General features: G+C 68.2%; 21 protein-coding genes and 1 tRNA gene. 15 read left to right on the top strand and 7 right to left on the bottom strand.

The annotated features are described in order from the left end of the window. The first annotated feature begins 128 nt into the window (after positions 1-128). The gene (locus tag LPA44_RS02730; protein ID WP_230888058.1) at positions 129-1,445 is read left to right on the top strand and encodes an ATP-binding protein; all 1,317 of its coding nucleotides are present in this window, start codon (positions 129-131) and stop codon (positions 1,443-1,445) included. After that, on the top strand, positions 1,442-2,260 hold the full coding sequence (locus LPA44_RS02725) for an MBL fold metallo-hydrolase (protein ID WP_230888057.1): 819 nt from the start codon (positions 1,442-1,444) through the stop codon (positions 2,258-2,260). The genes LPA44_RS02730 and LPA44_RS02725 overlap by 4 nt, the downstream gene beginning before the upstream one ends. Positions 2,261-2,273: 13 nt before the next feature. Here the strand turns inward: LPA44_RS02725 and LPA44_RS02720 are convergent, their stop codons facing one another. Further along, complete coding sequence (locus LPA44_RS02720) at positions 2,274-3,260, bottom strand: DUF5787 family protein (RefSeq protein WP_230888056.1); 987 nt, start codon at positions 3,258-3,260, stop codon at positions 2,274-2,276. 168 nt (positions 3,261-3,428) lie between these two features. Between LPA44_RS02720 and LPA44_RS02715 the strand changes: the two genes are divergently transcribed. The 10 genes from LPA44_RS02715 (at position 3,429) to rdgB (ending at position 9,354) form a co-directional block, all read left to right on the top strand. Beyond that, entirely contained in the window at positions 3,429-4,667 is a 1,239-nt protein-coding gene (locus tag LPA44_RS02715; RefSeq protein WP_230888055.1) for a translation initiation factor IF-2 subunit gamma, read from the top strand. Further along, positions 4,667-5,044, top strand: coding sequence for a twitching motility protein PilT (locus LPA44_RS02710; protein WP_230888054.1), 378 nt, complete (start codon positions 4,667-4,669; stop codon positions 5,042-5,044). The genes LPA44_RS02715 and LPA44_RS02710 overlap by 1 nt, the downstream gene beginning before the upstream one ends. Further along, the gene (locus LPA44_RS02705) at positions 5,045-5,608 is read left to right on the top strand and encodes a DNA-directed RNA polymerase (RefSeq protein WP_230888053.1); all 564 of its coding nucleotides are present in this window, start codon (positions 5,045-5,047) and stop codon (positions 5,606-5,608) included. Then, the gene (gene spt4, locus LPA44_RS02700; protein ID WP_059057698.1) at positions 5,609-5,806 is read left to right on the top strand and encodes a transcription elongation factor subunit Spt4; all 198 of its coding nucleotides are present in this window, start codon (positions 5,609-5,611) and stop codon (positions 5,804-5,806) included. A 1-nt stretch (position 5,807) separates the two neighbouring features. Further along, the gene (locus tag LPA44_RS02695) at positions 5,808-6,341 is read left to right on the top strand and encodes a GTP-dependent dephospho-CoA kinase family protein (RefSeq protein ID WP_230888052.1); all 534 of its coding nucleotides are present in this window, start codon (positions 5,808-5,810) and stop codon (positions 6,339-6,341) included. A gap of 78 nt (positions 6,342-6,419) precedes the next feature. Beyond that, positions 6,420-6,731, top strand: coding sequence for a 30S ribosomal protein S24e (locus LPA44_RS02690; RefSeq protein ID WP_230888051.1), 312 nt, complete (start codon positions 6,420-6,422; stop codon positions 6,729-6,731). Then, the gene (locus tag LPA44_RS02685) at positions 6,732-6,866 is read left to right on the top strand and encodes a 30S ribosomal protein S27ae (RefSeq protein WP_167245830.1); all 135 of its coding nucleotides are present in this window, start codon (positions 6,732-6,734) and stop codon (positions 6,864-6,866) included. An 8-nt stretch (positions 6,867-6,874) separates the two neighbouring features. Further along, positions 6,875-8,446, top strand: a complete 1,572-nt coding sequence (locus LPA44_RS02680; RefSeq protein ID WP_230888050.1) for a bifunctional N(6)-L-threonylcarbamoyladenine synthase/serine/threonine protein kinase — start codon at positions 6,875-6,877, stop codon at positions 8,444-8,446. Positions 8,447-8,486: 40 nt separating this feature from the next. Next, complete coding sequence (locus LPA44_RS02675) at positions 8,487-8,762, top strand: DUF5808 domain-containing protein (protein WP_230888049.1); 276 nt, start codon at positions 8,487-8,489, stop codon at positions 8,760-8,762. A 37-nt stretch (positions 8,763-8,799) separates the two neighbouring features. Then, positions 8,800-9,354 (top strand): RdgB/HAM1 family non-canonical purine NTP pyrophosphatase, encoded by a 555-nt coding sequence (gene rdgB, locus LPA44_RS02670; protein ID WP_230888048.1) that lies wholly within the window; start codon positions 8,800-8,802, stop codon positions 9,352-9,354. Between the two features lies 1 nt (position 9,355). Here the strand turns inward: rdgB and LPA44_RS02665 are convergent, their stop codons facing one another. From LPA44_RS02665 to LPA44_RS02655, 3 genes are all read right to left on the bottom strand, one after another. Continuing rightward, entirely contained in the window at positions 9,356-9,826 is a 471-nt protein-coding gene (locus LPA44_RS02665; protein WP_230888047.1) for a DUF7384 family protein, read from the bottom strand. Between the two features lie 90 nt (positions 9,827-9,916). After that, positions 9,917-10,684: a DUF6517 family protein gene (locus LPA44_RS02660; RefSeq protein WP_230888046.1), complete on the bottom strand. Its 768-nt coding sequence runs from the start codon at positions 10,682-10,684 to the stop codon at positions 9,917-9,919. Between the two features lie 55 nt (positions 10,685-10,739). Further along, complete coding sequence (locus LPA44_RS02655; protein WP_230888045.1) at positions 10,740-11,612, bottom strand: dihydrodipicolinate synthase family protein; 873 nt, start codon at positions 11,610-11,612, stop codon at positions 10,740-10,742. A gap of 207 nt (positions 11,613-11,819) precedes the next feature. Here LPA44_RS02655 and LPA44_RS02650 point away from each other — a divergent pair, with 207 nt between their 5' ends. Both LPA44_RS02650 and LPA44_RS02645 read left to right on the top strand, forming a co-directional pair. Beyond that, entirely contained in the window at positions 11,820-13,025 is a 1,206-nt protein-coding gene (locus LPA44_RS02650) for an inorganic phosphate transporter (protein ID WP_230888044.1), read from the top strand. A gap of 55 nt (positions 13,026-13,080) precedes the next feature. Continuing rightward, a complete protein-coding gene (locus LPA44_RS02645; RefSeq protein ID WP_230888043.1) occupies positions 13,081-13,524 on the top strand; it encodes a hypothetical protein in 444 nt (147 codons plus the stop codon). Between the two features lie 3 nt (positions 13,525-13,527). On the opposite strand, the gene LPA44_RS02640 is transcribed toward LPA44_RS02645, so the two are convergent. Continuing rightward, the gene (locus tag LPA44_RS02640; protein WP_230888042.1) at positions 13,528-13,734 is read right to left on the bottom strand and encodes a DUF7501 family protein; all 207 of its coding nucleotides are present in this window, start codon (positions 13,732-13,734) and stop codon (positions 13,528-13,530) included. A 154-nt stretch (positions 13,735-13,888) separates the two neighbouring features. On the opposite strand from LPA44_RS02640, the gene LPA44_RS02635 reads away from it, so the two are divergent. After that, entirely contained in the window at positions 13,889-14,728 is an 840-nt protein-coding gene (locus LPA44_RS02635; protein ID WP_230888041.1) for an aldo/keto reductase, read from the top strand. A gap of 34 nt (positions 14,729-14,762) precedes the next feature. On the opposite strand, the gene LPA44_RS02630 is transcribed toward LPA44_RS02635, so the two are convergent. Together LPA44_RS02630 and LPA44_RS02625 are read right to left on the bottom strand one after the other, a co-directional pair. Continuing rightward, a tRNA-Thr gene (locus LPA44_RS02630) sits at positions 14,763-14,834 on the bottom strand. A 44-nt stretch (positions 14,835-14,878) separates the two neighbouring features. Further along, positions 14,879-15,541, bottom strand: coding sequence for a DUF7114 family protein (locus tag LPA44_RS02625; protein WP_230888040.1), 663 nt, complete (start codon positions 15,539-15,541; stop codon positions 14,879-14,881). Between the last annotated feature and the right edge of the window lie 27 nt (positions 15,542-15,568).

Genomic DNA, 15,568 nt, shown 5'->3' with positions numbered 1-15,568 from the left:
GAACGCAGTGAGTCCTCCGGGGCTTTCGAGGCGTCTCCGACGCAACCAACGCAAACCACTTCCGAACTGTTCTCCTTTCAGGACGACTGCGACGCGCTTATGCGCCCTGAGGTGGTAGGTTAGTGGTAGTGACTGAGGCGCTCGACGTCGTCGAATTCCTGTTGTCGGCCCGCATCTACGACAAGCACCGGGAACTCGACGAGAACGACCTGCCGCCCGCGTACCGCACCGTGCTCTGGGGGGACGACGGCGTCCCGCGACCGCCGAAGACCACGGAGACAGCCGTCAGCGAGGGCTCCGGCGTGGACGAGCCCTGGGAAGCCATCTCCGGGCTGATGTTCACGGACCGCGACACGTTCGCGGGGAGCATGAGCCTCGTGGACGACGAGATGGCCGTCGACTGGTTCGTCGACAACGCCGACGCCGACCGCGTCCGCGAGAACCCCGTGCTGGCGTACGCCGTCGGCGACGAGTTCGGCGTGGACTACGAGGAGGTCCGCGAGGACAACCGACCCGTGCAGGCCGATCCGCAGTGGATCGACGGCCTGCTCTCGGAGTACTTCGACGAGGACGACGAGGAGATGCTGGACCTCGTGGAAGTGCGCTCGCCCGCAGAAATCGACGTGACCCTCGACGACATCGTGCTCACGGACGAGCAGGAGGCCGAGATTACGAAGGTCGCGAAGGCCATCGAGCACCGCGACTACCTCGCGACCATCGGGCTCAGCGAAATCGGGAAGCTCCTATTCGTCGGCCCACCCGGAACCGGGAAGACGTCGACGGCCCGGGGGCTCGCCCACCAACTCGACCTGCCATTCGTGGAGGTGAAACTCTCGATGATTACGAGCCAGTACCTCGGCGAGACGGCGAAGAACGTCGAGAAGGTCTTCGAGGTGGCCAAGCGGCTCTCGCCGTGTATCCTCTTCATGGACGAGTTCGACTTCGTCGCCACCACGCGGACGGGCGACGAGCACAACGCCATCAAGCGCGCGGTGAACACGCTCCTGAAGAGCATCGACGAGGTGAGCCTCGTCAACGACGACGTGTTGCTCATCGGCGCGACCAACCACCCCGACGAACTCGACGCCGCGGCGTGGCGACGTTTCGACGAGATTCTGTCGTTCCCGCGGCCCGACGAGGGGATGCGCGCCGAAATCCTGGAAATCGTCACCCGCGAACTCGCGGTCGACGACCTCGACGCCGAGGCGCTCGCCGCCGAGACCGAGGGCCTGACGGGGAGCGACCTCCGGCTCGTGCTCCGCGAGGCCGTCCTCGACGCGCTCATGGAGGACCGCCGGACGCTCACGCAGGACGACCTCGTGGCCGCCGTCTCGGACTTCGAGGACCGCGACCACCTCCGCAACCTCGACACGCTCGAGGAGGCCATCGACGACCCGGACGAACCCGACGACGACGCTGCACACGCCGGCCACGACCACGCATGAGGGTCACGCTGCTCGGCACGGGTGACACCACGGGCACGCCGACGCCCGGGTGTGACTGCGAGACGTGCCAGGCAGCCCGCGACCGCGGCGTCGAACGCACGCGGTTCGCCGTCCACGTCGAGGACGAAGCCAGCGGCGACGCGCTCCTCCTCGACTTCAGCCCCGACTTCCGCACGCAGTTCCTCCGCGAGGACGTCCCGCTGCCCGACGCGGGCGTCGTCTCCCACATCCACTTCGACCACTTGGACGGCCTCGGGAACTCCTACCGGCTGTTCGACGAGCTCCCGGTGTACGCCGCCGACGAGACCGACCCCAAGACCGACGAGAGCGTCGCCGAGACCGTCGCTCGGAAGTACGACTACCTCGACAACGTCGACCCGCGAGCGGTCACGCCGCACGAGACCTTCGAGGCCGCGGGCTTCGACGTGACGCTTGTGCCCGTCGACCACCCGCCGCTTTTGTGCTACGGCGTGGTCGTCGAACGGGACGGCGCGAAACTCTCACTCTCCGGGGACACGACGTACGACATCCCCGACGAGTCGCTGGCCGCGATGCGGGTCCCGGACCTCCTGCTCTCGGACGGCATCGTCCCCGCGCACCTCGCCGACCACCACCCCGTCGGCGGCCGCCACGAGGACGCCGACGGCGTGCCGCGGACGTTCGGCACGAAGCACATGACGAAGGAAGGCGCGCTCGCGCTCGGCGACGAACTCGACGCCGAGGAGACGCGCGTCGTCCACGTCTCACACTTCTACCCGGCCGACGAGGCGTTCGACGACGCGCTCGCCGTCGACGGCGAGACGTTCGACCTCTGACCGGCCACCACTCTCAGAACTGGTCGAGCCCGGACTGCCGCCGGCGGCCGCCCGCGTCCGCGTTCCACGGCGTATTCCGCTCGCGTTCGGTGTCGAGGTCCGCTTCGGGTGCGTCTGCCGGCTCGTATCCCGGGCAGTCGGCGCCGCACTCGCTGGCGGGGTCGACGAGCCGGGCCTTGTACGCGCAGAACGGGAGCGTGGCAGTATCGCCTGCCTCGCCGCGAGCGACCCGTGCACAGTCCGGGAGGTCGTACGTCCGCCAGCCCTTGCCGTACGCGCGCTCGGCGACACGACGGCGCTGGCGCGCCTTCTCGGCGGCCGTCACTGGTCGCACGTCCGTCTTTCCGGGTTCCGAGTCGAGCACTTCCAGCCCGGGGCCCGCCGAATCCAGGGGCTCGGGCTCCCGTATCACGTCGATCGGCTCGTCGGAATCAAAGTCCACACGCCAGACGCCGACCGCGTCGGGGAGGCGGTTCAGGTGGGCGCGCGTGACGTGGGAGGCGGTCGCGACGACTGCGTAGTCGAGGACGCCGAGGCTGGCGTCGTGGCGCATCTGGGTTTCGAGGTCGCCCGGCCGCCCGAGGTCGGGCTTGTTCTCGATGCCGACTAGCCCCCCCACCCAGTCCGGATAGCGGGCGTGCTGGCGGACGACCGTCTGGCCGCCGTGGCGGTCGAGGTCTATAAAGCCGGTGTCGGCACCCCGTTCGGCGAGGCTGCGGGCGCGCTCCGGCGGGCCGTCGAAGACCCGCGTGACGCGCTCGTACTCGCCGACTGGGACGTCGGCGTCGAGTACTGCAGGAGGAATCGTCTCGCTGGTGAGTTCGGTGCGGGCGTCGAACTCCGGGCCTGGGAGTACGCAGACAGTGTCGACGATGCGGCCGCCCGCGGCGTGGACGCTCGTCCCGAGTTGCCGGGCGACGATTCCCGCGTCGCCGACGCTCGGGACGCCGCTGGCTTCGAGGTGGGCGCACAGCCGGAGTTCGAATCCGAACTCTCGCACGCCTCTCCGTTCGTCGTTGACGGGGTTAAACGCCCGGTTCGGTCGCGGCGTACGCGCCGCTGTATCGCGCCAACGAACGGCGTTTTGACGCTCGCTGACCCGGCGCCTCTGTAACAGTAGGTTTATCAGTCGTTCGGGGCGAAATTCACGCAAGATTACTCTGTGAACATGGCAGACAATCACCGACAACCGGAGGTGAACATCGGACTGGTCGGTCACGTCGACCACGGAAAGACCACGCTCGTCCGGGCGCTCAGCGGCGAGTGGACGGACCAGCACTCCGAGGAGATGAAACGCGGCATCTCCATTCGCCTCGGGTACGCCGACGCGACGCTGCGGCGGTGTCCGGACTGCGACGAACCCGAGTGTTACACCGTCGCCGAGGAGTGTCCCGAGCACGGCACCGAGACGGAGGTGCTGCGCACGGTCTCGTTCGTGGACGCTCCCGGCCACGAGACCCTGATGGCGACGATGCTCTCGGGCGCGGCAATCATGGACGGCGCGGTGCTGGTCGTCAGCGCCAACGAGCCCGTCCCCCAGCCCCAGACGGAGGAACACCTGATGGCGCTGGACATCATCGGCATCGAGAACATCGTCATCGCGCAGAACAAGGTCGACCTCGTGGACGGCGAGCAGGCCCGACAGAACTACGAGGAGATTCAGGACTTCGTCGAGGGCACGGTCGCCGAGGGCGCGCCCATCGTCCCCATCTCCGCCGAACAGGAGATCAACATCGACCTCGTCATCGACGCGCTCGAGTCCGAGATTCCGACGCCGGACCGCGACCCGGACGCCGACCCCCGGATGTACGTCGCGCGTTCGTTCGACATCAACCGCCCCGGCACCACGTGGGACGGTCTGCTGGGCGGCGTGCTCGGCGGCAGTCTCGTGCAGGGCGAACTCGACGTCGATGAGGACATCGAGCTCCGCCCCGGCCGCGAGGTCGAGGAGGGCGGCAAGACGGAGTGGCGGTCGGTGTCCACCACCGTCCGCAGCCTCCAGGCCGGCGGCGAGGACGTCGACGCGGCCTCGCCCGGTGGCCTGCTCGGCGTCGGGACCGGCCTGGACCCGAGCCTCACGAAGGGTGACGCGCTCGCCGGGCAGGTCGCCGGTCCGCCGGAGACGCTCCCGCCGACGTGGGACTCCTTCACGATGGACGTCGACCTGCTCGAACGCCTCGTCGGCGCCGAGGAGGGCGAGACCATCGACGAAATCAACACCGGCGAACCGCTGATGTTGACCGTCGGGACCGCGACCACCGTCGGCTCCGTGACGAGCGCTCGCGACGGCGAGTGCGACGTCCAGCTCAAGCGGCCCGTGTGCGCGCCCGAGGGCTCGAAAATCGCCATCAACCGCCGCGTCGGCGCGCGCTGGCGCCTCATCGGCGTGGGTACGCTCACGGAGTGATGCGGGTCGCCATGGACGCCAACGCGCTGATGATGCCGGTCGAGGCCGGAGTGCGAGTCTTCGACGAACTCGACCGCATCATCGACGATTACGACGCCGTCGTCCCCGAGACGGTCCTCGTGGAGCTGGAGAAGCTCGGCGCGGGCAGCGGGGAGGAAGCGACGGCTGCGAGCGTGGCGGCGGACCTGGCAGACCGCTGTGAGACCGTGGAGACCGAGGAATCGTACGCAGACGACGCGCTGTACGCGCTCGCCGTCGACGGCGACGCCGACGCGGTCGTCACGAACGACGGTCCCCTCCGTGAGCGCCTGCTCGACGCGGGCGTGCCGGTAATTCATTTAAGGGGCCGGAATCAAATGACTATCACTCGACCATAAATGTACAAGCGAGCACGGCTGAAAGACACGATAGAGGTTCCGCCCGAGCACCTCGGGGACGTGAGTCCGGACCTCGTGAAGCGGCTGCTGCAGGACAAACTGGAAGGGCGAATGGACGAGGACATCGGGAGCATCGTCACCGTCACTGAGGTCCACGACCTCGGCGAGGGTGCGGTGTTGCCGAACCGTCCTGGCGTCTACTTCAAAGCGGAGTTCGACGCCGTCACGTTCGACCCCGAGATGCAGGAAGTCGTCGACGGTGAAATCGTCGAAGTCGTGAGCTTCGGCGCGTTCGTCGGTATCGGCCCCGTCGACGGGCTCCTGCACGTCTCCCAGATTTCCGACGAGTACCTCGCGTTCGACGAGGAGAACCAGCAACTCGCCTCCCGGGAGTCCAACAGCGTCATCGGCACTGGCGATTCGGTGCGGGCCCGCATCGTCACGAAGAGCATCGACGAGCGCAACCCCCGCGAGTCCAAAATCGGGCTCACGGCGAAACAGCCCGGCCTCGGGAAGCACGGCTGGCTCCGCGAGGAGCGCGAGCAGAGCGAGGAGGCCGAGTAGATGGCGTCGAATCGCCTGGCCTGTCACGATTGCCACCGCATCGTCGAGCCGGACGAGGAGATGTGTCCGTACTGCTCGTCGACGAGCCTCACGGAGGACTGGGCGGGGTACGTGGTCATCACGCACCCCGAGGAGTCCGAAATCGCGGAGAAGATGGAGGTCTCGGAGCCGGGCGAGTACGCGCTGAAGGTCCGGTAGCGTGGCTCGCGCGGCCGCGACGCTCCCACCGGACGCCCGCGGGGCGTTCAAGGAGCCTCTGGGCCCCGTCTACGAGGACGCCCAGCGACTGCTGGCGGACGCCGGCGACCCCATCATCGCGGTCGGCGACGTCGTCACCTACCACTTAGTCGCGGCGGGAGCGCCGCCGAAAGTCGCGGTCGTCGACGGGAAGACCGAACGCGAGGCGGTCACCGCGGAGGTCGCGGGCGGCCGACCCGACGCCGACCGCACCGTCGAGGTCGCCAGCGACCCGGGGACCATCTCGGAGGAACTCCTCGAAGCGCTCGTCGAGGCAATCCACGCCGAGGGTTCGACCTTGTTGTCCGTGGACGGCGAGGAGGACCTCGCGACGCTGCCGGCCGTCGTCGCCGCCCCCATCGGTGCGAGCGTCGTCTACGGGCAGCCCGGCGAGGGGATGGTGCTGGCGAACGTGACGAGCGCGCTCGAAGAGCAGGCCCACGAACTCTGCGAACTCCTGGAGACGACCGAGGCGTTCTGGGCGCTGCTGGAGTGAGTCCGAACGCGCTCGCGGCCGCAATCAGCCCTTCGAAATGCTTTTACTGATTTCGCGTTCATATAGGAACAACTGACCATGGAAATCGAGATTCTGGAGCAGGAGGACAACCCCCTGCTTCACCGGACTGAGGTCAAATTCGAGATAGAACACGAGGACGCCACGCCGTCGCGGCTCTCCGTGCGGGACAGCCTCGCGGCGAAACTCGACAAGGACTCCGAGGAGGTCGTCGTTCACGAACTCGACACGAAGTTCGGGATGCGCAAGACCGTCGGCCGCGCGAAGACTTACGACTCCCCGGAGGACGCCGCGGAAGTCGAACACGAGCACATGCTCGACCGCAACAAAATCGGTGCCGAGGAGGAAGCCGAGGCGGAGGAGGCCGAATAGATGCCCCGGAGCGACTACTACAACGACGACGGCACGACGGACAAGGAGATGTGCCCGCGCTGCGGTGACACCTTCCTAGCGGACCACGGCGACCGGCAGTACTGCGGGAAGTGCGGCTACACCGAGTGGGACTGACCCGGTAGATGCGGGTTCTCGGAATCGAGGGCACTGCGTGGTGTGCGAGCGCGGCGCTGTACGATTCCGAGACTGATTCTGTCGTCATCAAATCCGACGCGTACGCGCCAGAGAGCGGCGGCATCCACCCGCGCGAGGCCGCCGAGCACATGCGGTCGGCGATTCCTGCGGTCGTCGAAACGATCCTCGACGAGAGCGACGGCCAGATAGACGCAGTCTCGTTCTCGCGTGGCCCCGGCCTCGGCCCGTGCCTGCGCATCGTCGGCTCCGCGGCGCGCGCGCTCGCCCAGACCTTAGACGTCCCTCTCGTGGGCGTCAACCACATGGTCGCGCACCTCGAAATCGGCCGCCACCGCTCCGGGTTCGACGCGCCTGTCTGCCTGAACGCCAGCGGCGCGAACGCCCACGTGCTCGCATATCGGAACGGCCGCTATCGCGTGCTCGGAGAGACGATGGACACGGGCGTCGGGAACGCCCTCGACAAGTTCACGCGCCACGTCGGCTGGTCGCACCCCGGCGGCCCGAAGGTCGAAGCCCACGCGAAGGACGGCGAGTACACGGACCTGCCGTACGTCGTCAAGGGGATGGACTTCTCCTTCTCGGGCATTATGAGCGCCGCCAAGCAGGAGTATGACAGCGGTACGCCCGTCGAGGACGTCTGCCGCGGCCTCGAGGAGACAGTATTCGCGATGCTCGCGGAGGTCGCCGAGCGCGCGCTCTCGCTGACCGGCCGCGACGAACTCGTCTTGGGGGGTGGCGTCGCGCAGAACGACCGGCTGCGCGGGATGCTCGAAGCGATGTGCGAGCAGCGCAGCGCGGACTTTTTCGCGCCCGAACCGCGCTTCCTCCGGGACAACGCGGGGATGATTGCGGTGCTCGGCGAGAAGATGGCGCGCGCCGGCGACACCCTCGAAATTGAGGATTCGGCCATCGACTCGAACTTCCGACCCGACGAGGTGCCGGTGACGTGGCGCGAGCCCGAGCCGCCCGCGCGCCCCGACAGCGATGTCCTCCAGGGCGCCGAGGCCACCGTCACGTTCAAGAACGACCACGTGACGAAGGCGCGCCTCCCGAAAGCGTACCGCCACCCCTCCCTGGACTCGCGCCTGCGCCGCGACCGTACCGTCCTCGAAGCCCGCCTCACGAGCGAAGCGCGCCGCCACGGCGTCCCCACGCCCCTGGTCTGGGACGTCGACGTACCCGAGTCAACGCTCACGCTCCAGCACGTCGGCGATACCGACCTCCGGGACGCACTCACCGAGTCCCGCGTCCGGGACGTGGGCCGCCACCTCGCGACGATTCACGACGCCGGGTTCGTGCATGGGGACCCGACGACGCGAAATGTTCGAGTGGCAGACGGCGACGACCGCACGTTCCTCATCGACTTCGGGCTCGGCTACAACACGGACGACGTGGAGGACTACGCGATGGACTGCCACGTCTTCGAGCAGAGCCTCGCGGGCACCGCCGATGACCCCGAGCCGCTGACGGCGGCGTTCGAGGCCGCGTACCGGGAGGCGGGCGACGAGTCGGTCCTCGACCAACTGCGCGCCATCGAGGGGCGCGGGCGCTACCAGTAGTCCCCAAACTGATTTGGGGGCTGGCGCCGAACCAACGAGCATGGTCGAGAAACCGTCCAGCGGCGAACTGTTCGGCGTCCCCTACAACTTCGAGCGCCCGAAGCTCAGCCGGATGCTGCAGTCGTACTGGCAGCCCGGCGAAGGGATGCTCGTGGAGAAGCCGTTCGGCATCGGCTACACGCTGAACCTCGCGAATTGGCGGTCGTGGGTCGTGCTGGCGGTCGCTGGCGTGCTGCTCTGGCAGCAACAGCAGAGCGAGGGCGACGACGAGGAGGGCGCCGTCGAGGAAGCCGTGGAAGTCGTCGTCGACGACTAACCGACGCATCCAACTCGGTGCGCGCCGATGCTTCGGTATGCGCACGCTCCGGTTCGTGACGACGAACCCCGGGAAGGTCCGGGAGGCCGAACAGTACCTCGCCGACGTCTACGACGTCGCTCAGCACGACTACGACTACACCGAGATTCAGAGCGACGAGCTCGCCGATATCGCGGCCCGCGGCGCGGAGGACGCCTACGAGTCGCAGGACGCCGACGTTCCCATCATCGTCGACGACGCTGGGCTCTTCGTTCGCGCGCTCGACGGGTTCCCGGGCCCGTACTCTTCGTACGTCGAGGACACGCTCGGTATCGAGCGGGTCTGGGACCTCGCCGAAGACCTAGAGGACCGCCGTGGCGCGTTCCGCTGTACGGTCGCGTACACGGACGGTGACGTGACCGAAACGTTCTCCGGGGCCGTGCAGGGCACCATCGTCGCGCCGCGCGGCGAAGGCGGGTTCGGCTATGACCCGATTTTCGAGCATGACGGCGAGACGTTCGCGGAGATGGACACCGAGCGGAAGAACGCGCTCAGCCACCGCGGTCGCGCGCTCGCGAAACTCGCCGACTGGCTCGCAGAACGGCAGCACTGAGTTATTCGCGGGGGTCGCGGTCCGGACCGGGGTAGTCGCCGCCGACGACCGTCGGATACAGTTTCTCCGGGCCGAACAGCCGCGCGAACGCGTCCGGGGCCTTCACGCTGACGTCCACGCGCCCCTTCAGTTCCATGCCGGTGCGCGCCGAGCGCAGCGTCTCGTCGTACGTGAGGACGTGTGCAGCGTCGCCGGCGTGCGCGGCACCGAGCGCGGGCTGGTCGCCCTCTGGGTGGCTCACGAGCGTCGCCTCGGCCTCGATGCGCTCGCGCCAGTCGGCGGCGAGGGCGGGGTCGCCGAGCGCCGCAATCACGGCTTCGGCGTCGTCAAGCAACGGCTCGCTGGCGACGAGGTCGACCCACGAGTGCGAGCGCACGTGGTCGAGGGCGGCACGCGCGTCGCCGTCCACGAAGAGGTCGGAAGCGAGCACGTCCGCGTCCGCGGCGACCCGTGCGGGACTCACGTCACTCATCGTCCTCCCGGCGTTCGGCCAGCGCCGCGCGCACGTCGGCCACGTCGGCATCGTGGTAGGCGGCGCGGTCGAAGAGGTCTCGCCACGTGGTCATTCTGTCGCCGCCATCAGCCCGCGGACCTCACTCTGGTACTCGCTGGGGGTGAGCTCGAGGTCGACGTCGACGGTCACCGAGATGGCCTCGGAGAGCTCCTTCTCGGTCGTCGTCGTGAAGTTCTCACCGGGGTACGCGCCGCCCGCGACGACCATGTAGTCGCCCTCGTTCCACACCGCGAGGTCGCCCGCGACCTCGATGGAACCCGCGTCGATGGTGAACGTCTCCCCACTGGCTTCGTACTCCATCGTGCCGACCGGGAACTCGCCGCGGAACGTGCTGATGCCGGGGCTGGCTCCCGAATCCGTCTGGAACTCCGTCTCGCCGGTCTTCGTGACGTTCTCTAGGCCGTTGTCCCGCATCCGCTGCTCGAATTGGGACTTGGCGGCGGACTCGACCTCCGAGAGCACCTCCGAGCGGCCGACGCCGCCCGGGAGGTTGTTGAGGTCCGGGGAGAAGTTGATGTGCGAGGCCGAGTAGATGGCCAGCGTGCCGTCGATTTGGCCGAGGGTCTTCTCTCGGACGGCGGCGGCGAGCGCCTCGTCCTCGTAGGCCACGGTCGTGGACTTCGCGGTGACCGTCACGGGGCCGTAGCTCTGCTCGAAGACGGTCTGCTCGCTCTCGTCGGTCTTCGTCCACCCGCCTTCGGAGAGCTGGTCCTCCGAGACGTTCGGCGGCGCGACGGAGCCGACTGCACTCGAACAGCCCGCGAGCGCGCCGAGTCCGACCACGCCGGCGGCACCGAGGAATCTGCGTCGGTTCATGCCACAACATCGGTCGCTCCCCGCTAAAGGGTCTTCCGACGCCCGCAACCCCGAGCTACGGCAACGCTTCGTCGACGAGCGCCGCGAGTTCCGCCGCGGCGTCGTCGTCGACGGGTCGGTGGGGCGACCGGACGATACCCGCGGGCCGGTCTCGGGAGCGCATCGCGGCCTTCAGCCCGGGGACGCCGTACTCCGCGGTGACCGCGTGGTCGAGGTCGAGGATGCGGCGGTTCACGTCGCGCGCCGCCTCGTCCTTGCCGGCGGTGTGGAGTTCCGCGATTTCGTCGGCGCGCTCGGGGACGACGTTCGATACCGCGAGGATGCCGCCGTCAGCGCCCGCGTCGAGTGCGGCCGCGAACACGCCGCCACTCCCCACGAAGAGCTCGAAGTCGGCGTCGGCGGTGTACTCGCGAGTACGCTGGAACGCCGCGAGGTCGCCCGCAGAGTCTTTCATGCCCGCAATATTCGGGTGGGTCGCCAGCGATTCGACGGTCCGCGGGTCGAGGCGCACGTCCGTGTACGCGGGGACGCTGTAGAGGTACACCGGGAGCGGCGACTGCTCGGCGACCTCCCGGTAGTACGCCGCGAAGTCCGCCTGGTCGTGGTCGTAGTAGAACGGCGTCACGACGAGCGCGCCGTCCGCGCCCGCGTCGGCCGCTCGTACGGTCGCGTCCAGCGTCTCCCGAAGCCCGGGACTCCCCGTGCCAGCGAGCACGGGCACGTCGGCTGGTACGGCCTCGACGACGGTCTCCACGACCGCCGCGCGCTCGCCGGCGGTGAGCAGTTCGGCCTCGCTGTTCGACCCGCAGGGCACGAGGAAGTCCGCACCCTCGTCGGTCACCCACGCCGCGAGGTCCGCCAGCGCGTCGTGGTCGACGCTACCGGTTCCGTCGAAGGGCGTCACCAGTGGCACACCGAGTCCGTTCATGTGTGACCCGACGGAGCCCTGCCCCGTAGCCTTTCGTGCCGCGTCGCGTCTGACGAATCTTTATTACGCACGAGGGGGACCCATCATCTGGACGCGCGTTCGACTCTCCCCCACTCTCCCCCCGCGCGTCCGGCACTCCCCACTCCCGCTTTCGGACACCGAGTGAGAAGACGTTATAATCGACTCGTTCCTACCGTCCCGGCGACTGTGACCGAGACACTGCTCGCCGTCGGCGTGCTCATCGCGTGTTTCGTCGCGTACAACATCGGCGGCGCGACGACCGGCCCGGCGTTCGGGCCCGCAGTCGGTGCCGGCGCCATCACGAAGGTGACCGCCGCCGCGCTCATGTCGGTGTGTTTCTTCGTGGGCGCGTGGACGCTCGGCCGCCGCGTCGTGGACACGCTCGGCGAGGGCCTTCTCGCGGACCCCGGCGTGTTCACGCTCCCGGTCAGCATCACCGTCCTGTTCTTCGTCGGCGGGGCGCTCCTCGTCGGCAACCTCTCGGGCGCGCCCGCGTCGACGTCGATGACCGCGGTCGGCGCTATCGTCGGGCTCGGGCTCGCGTCCGACAGCGTGAATTGGGCGGTGGTCGGCGAAATCGCGAGCTGGTGGCTCGTCTCCCCCGCAATCGGCTTCTGGGTGTCGGTAATGGTGGGGCGGTACTTCTACCCGCGCATCGACAACGTGTTCGCCATCGACCAGAGCGACGGCCCGCTGCTCGCTCTCGAGCGCGACGGCGCGGTCCCGCGGCCCGTGCTCGGCCCGAACACGACCCGCCGCGAGTTCGTCGGGACGGTCGTCGTCGTCGCCATCGGCTGCCTGATGGCGTTCAGTTCGGGGACGAGTAACGTCGCCAACGCCATCGCACCGCTCGTTGGCAGCGGCGAACTCGGGATGAACGTCGGCATCCTCGTCGGCTCGGCGGCCGTCGCGGTCGGCGCGTTCACCATCGCGCGCCGCACGATGGAGACGCTCGGCAACGACATCACCGACCTCCCGCTGACCGCGGCCATCGTCGTCGCCGTCATCAGCTCCACCATCGTGGTCGCACTGTCGGCTGCCGGCATCCCAGCGAGTTTCGTCGTCATCGCCACCATGTCTATCGTCGGCCTCGGCTGGGGGCAGGCGACCCGGACGTTCGCAATCGTGGACGCCGTCCGCGGCCAGGCCACCCCCCGGATGTCCGTCGGCGCGCTCGCGACCGACGAGGACGCGCCGACCGTCGGCGACCCGGAGCTCGACGGCGAGGACACGACCCGCGACATCGGCGAGCCCTCCCCCGAGGACCTCCCCGAGAGCTCCGAATTGTTCGACCCGTCGACGACCGTCCGCGTCGTCGCGATGCAGAACCTCGTCCCCGTCGTCGCCACGGTCGGGTCGTTCCTCGCGTTCGAGCTGGTCTTCTTCGGCTGACGACGCCTCAACCGGGCACAGGGCCTTTGTACGCGCCGGACCGAACCTACAGGTGATGCCACCGCTCAGTGGACGACAGACGCAGTTCTACATCGACGTCGTCTACGGTGTCGCGTTCAGCCTGGGCTTCGGCTACCTGCTCGTCTTCGGGATGGACGCCCGCGTCGCCGCGCTCCAGGGCGGGCTCGTGCTCGGCTACTTCCTGCGCGTCTGGGAGAACATGAGCATCTACGAGCAGATTCTCGAAGAGCAGGTCGCACAGGCCGCGGAGACGAAGGTCGCCGCGGAGGTCGACGACCAGGTGTCGGGTGCCGTGGCCGACGAAGTGGAGACGCACGTCGAAGACCACGTCGAGGAACACGTCGACGACCGCGTCCAGGAGCGCGTCGAGGAGGAGGTCGACGACACCGTACAGCGACGTGTCGAAGAAGAGGTCGAGGAACACATCGAGGACGCCGACCCGCGTCAGTCCGACGTGGTCGGCGACCCCTCCGCCTAAGTTCTACCCCGCCCAGCCACCGGGGACGTCGTTGGCGACGCGGTCGCGCCACGCGTCGAAGTCCGCGTCACACTCGGGGTTCTCCTCGACGTGCAGCATGAATCCCTTCCCCGGCGAGGCGACGTACTCCCCGCAGAACGGGCACTCGTGGGGGTCAGTTTCGTGGGCGTCTGATTCGTGTGCGTCGGTGCTGGGGTTCTTCGTTGCCATGTCCGGGCCTCGGCAGCGAAGAAATATAACGCTGTTCCGTATACAGATTATTTTGGTATAATGTGGTTATATGCCAATTAGGATAGGGGGCGTGGTTCCGCGAAACTGTCGACGAGCCAAACGCCTTTGGGGGTTTCTGCGCAACGATGCGACGATGACACCACCGACGAAGACGCTCCCGAGTGGCGACGAACTCCCCGCAATCGGCGTCGGCACGTGGGACATCGGCGGCGACATCGTCCGCGACGCCGTGCGAGCCGGCCTCGACACCGGCTACGCCCACGTCGACACCGCCGAAGGCTACGGCAACGAAGCCGAAATCGGGGACGTACTCGCGGAGTACGACCGTGACGACGTCTTCCTCACCTCGAAAGTCCTCGCGAAACACCTCGACTACGAGTCCGTCATCGAGTCCTGCGAGGCGACGCTGGACCGCCTCGGCACCGACTACCTCGACCTCTACCTCGTCCACTGGCCCAACCCCGCTATCTCGCTGCGTGAGACCATGGACGCCATGGCGACGCTCCACGAGCAGGGCAAAATCCGGAACGTCGGCGTCTCGAATTTCAGCGCCTACCAGCTCAGCTGCGCCCACCACGTCAGCGACGTCCCCATCGCCGTCAACCAAATCGAGTACCACCCCTGGAACACCCAGGACGACGTCGTCGACTACTGCCGGGAGACTGACACCGTCGTCGAAGCCGCCGCACCGCTCGCACGCACCGAGGTATTCGCCGACGACACGATTCAGGCAGTCGCGGAGAAGTACGAGCGCTCGCCCGCGGAGGTCGTGCTCCGGTGGGCCGTCGAGAACGACGTCGTCCCGCTCCCCAAGTCCTCGACGCCCGAGCACGTCCGCGCGAACCTCGACGTCTTCGACTGGGAACTCGACGACGAAGACCACGCGCGCATCGACGACATCGACCACCACCAGCCCGTCTACGACTTCCCCGCGCGGGACTGGACCGGCGACACGTACGGCATCTCCGAGTAGCCACAGCGCTACTCGATTAAGGTCGAGAGGAAAGAGCCTAGGCCGGAATTTGAATCCGGGGTCTCGTCCTTACCAAGGACGCGCTTTACCGCTAAGCTACCCAGGCACGCATTCGTTAGAAGGCACGGGGACTTCTTTAGGCGTTTCGATTCAGCGGTCCGCAGTCGACGTCGGGCTGACCCGTTCGTCCCCCTGCCGGCTGCCGACTCTTGCCATCACGTCCTCGATTTCCTCGGGGAGCGCGTCGCCCGCGCCCGGCAGCGGGACGGCCGCGTTGTCCGCGAGGCCGACGACGTACTGGCGGAGCGCGACCGGCGTCTCGCCGCCCGCCGCGGTGCCGCCTGCGATGGCCGCGAGTTCGAAGACGTTCGACTCCAGCGAGCGCGACGCCGACGTCCGGCCCTCCTGTTCGTCGGTCTGCTGGCGGCCGAACTCGCGGACCGTCTGGACCGCGTGCCCGGCGGCCTCGGTGCGCGCGAGCAGTCGGAAGCCCCGCGCGACGAGCACGTCCGCCGCGAGCACGTCGAGGTCGTCGCTGGGGTCCTGTTCGTCGGTGTCCGCCCACGGCTCCTCGGCGACGAGGTCGCGCGTCGTGCGCAGTCCCTCGTAGATGAGCTGGACGCCCGCCGCGCGCCGCGTCACCGCGTCGTCGTCGACTGAGCCGTCGACGACGCGGGCGCTCAGCACCGTGAGTACGCCCGGGAGCATCGAGGACGACGCGACGTGGTCGTCGATGACCACCCGGAGGCCGTCGGGTTCGATGTCCGCGACGGCGTCCCGGGCGGCAGTCCGCGCCTGCTCGGCCTCCTCCATCGACCGAAGGTAGCGGCGGGAACGGCA

Source organism: Halobacterium sp. KA-4 (assembly GCF_021028995.1).
Classification (GTDB): domain Archaea; phylum Halobacteriota; class Halobacteria; order Halobacteriales; family Halobacteriaceae; genus Halobacterium.
The sequence above is the reverse complement of the archived record's forward strand: the minus strand, read 5'-3'. Positions and strand labels throughout refer to the sequence as shown.

What these genes read in the sequence shown, in the direction of transcription:
- LPA44_RS02725 (WP_230888057.1), top strand. Translation starts at nt 1,442, where the DNA reads ATGAGGGTCACGCTGCTCGGCACGGGTGACACCACGGGCACGCCGACG.
- LPA44_RS02715 (WP_230888055.1), top strand. Translation starts at nt 3,429, where the DNA reads ATGGCAGACAATCACCGACAACCGGAGGTGAACATCGGACTGGTCGGT.
- LPA44_RS02710 (WP_230888054.1), top strand. Translation starts at nt 4,667, where the DNA reads ATGCGGGTCGCCATGGACGCCAACGCGCTGATGATGCCGGTCGAGGCC.
- LPA44_RS02705 (WP_230888053.1), top strand. Translation starts at nt 5,045, where the DNA reads ATGTACAAGCGAGCACGGCTGAAAGACACGATAGAGGTTCCGCCCGAG.
- spt4 (WP_059057698.1), top strand. Translation starts at nt 5,609, where the DNA reads ATGGCGTCGAATCGCCTGGCCTGTCACGATTGCCACCGCATCGTCGAG.
- LPA44_RS02690 (WP_230888051.1), top strand. Translation starts at nt 6,420, where the DNA reads ATGGAAATCGAGATTCTGGAGCAGGAGGACAACCCCCTGCTTCACCGG.
- LPA44_RS02685 (WP_167245830.1), top strand. Translation starts at nt 6,732, where the DNA reads ATGCCCCGGAGCGACTACTACAACGACGACGGCACGACGGACAAGGAG.
- LPA44_RS02680 (WP_230888050.1), top strand. Translation starts at nt 6,875, where the DNA reads ATGCGGGTTCTCGGAATCGAGGGCACTGCGTGGTGTGCGAGCGCGGCG.
- LPA44_RS02675 (WP_230888049.1), top strand. Translation starts at nt 8,487, where the DNA reads ATGGTCGAGAAACCGTCCAGCGGCGAACTGTTCGGCGTCCCCTACAAC.
- rdgB (WP_230888048.1), top strand. Translation starts at nt 8,800, where the DNA reads ATGCGCACGCTCCGGTTCGTGACGACGAACCCCGGGAAGGTCCGGGAG.
- LPA44_RS02665 (WP_230888047.1), bottom strand. Translation starts at nt 9,826, where the DNA reads ATGAGTGACGTGAGTCCCGCACGGGTCGCCGCGGACGCGGACGTGCTC.
- LPA44_RS02660 (WP_230888046.1), bottom strand. Translation starts at nt 10,684, where the DNA reads ATGAACCGACGCAGATTCCTCGGTGCCGCCGGCGTGGTCGGACTCGGC.
- LPA44_RS02655 (WP_230888045.1), bottom strand. Translation starts at nt 11,612, where the DNA reads ATGAACGGACTCGGTGTGCCACTGGTGACGCCCTTCGACGGAACCGGT.
- LPA44_RS02645 (WP_230888043.1), top strand. Translation starts at nt 13,081, where the DNA reads ATGCCACCGCTCAGTGGACGACAGACGCAGTTCTACATCGACGTCGTC.
- LPA44_RS02640 (WP_230888042.1), bottom strand. Translation starts at nt 13,734, where the DNA reads ATGGCAACGAAGAACCCCAGCACCGACGCACACGAATCAGACGCCCAC.
- LPA44_RS02635 (WP_230888041.1), top strand. Translation starts at nt 13,889, where the DNA reads ATGACACCACCGACGAAGACGCTCCCGAGTGGCGACGAACTCCCCGCA.
- LPA44_RS02625 (WP_230888040.1), bottom strand. Translation starts at nt 15,541, where the DNA reads ATGGAGGAGGCCGAGCAGGCGCGGACTGCCGCCCGGGACGCCGTCGCG.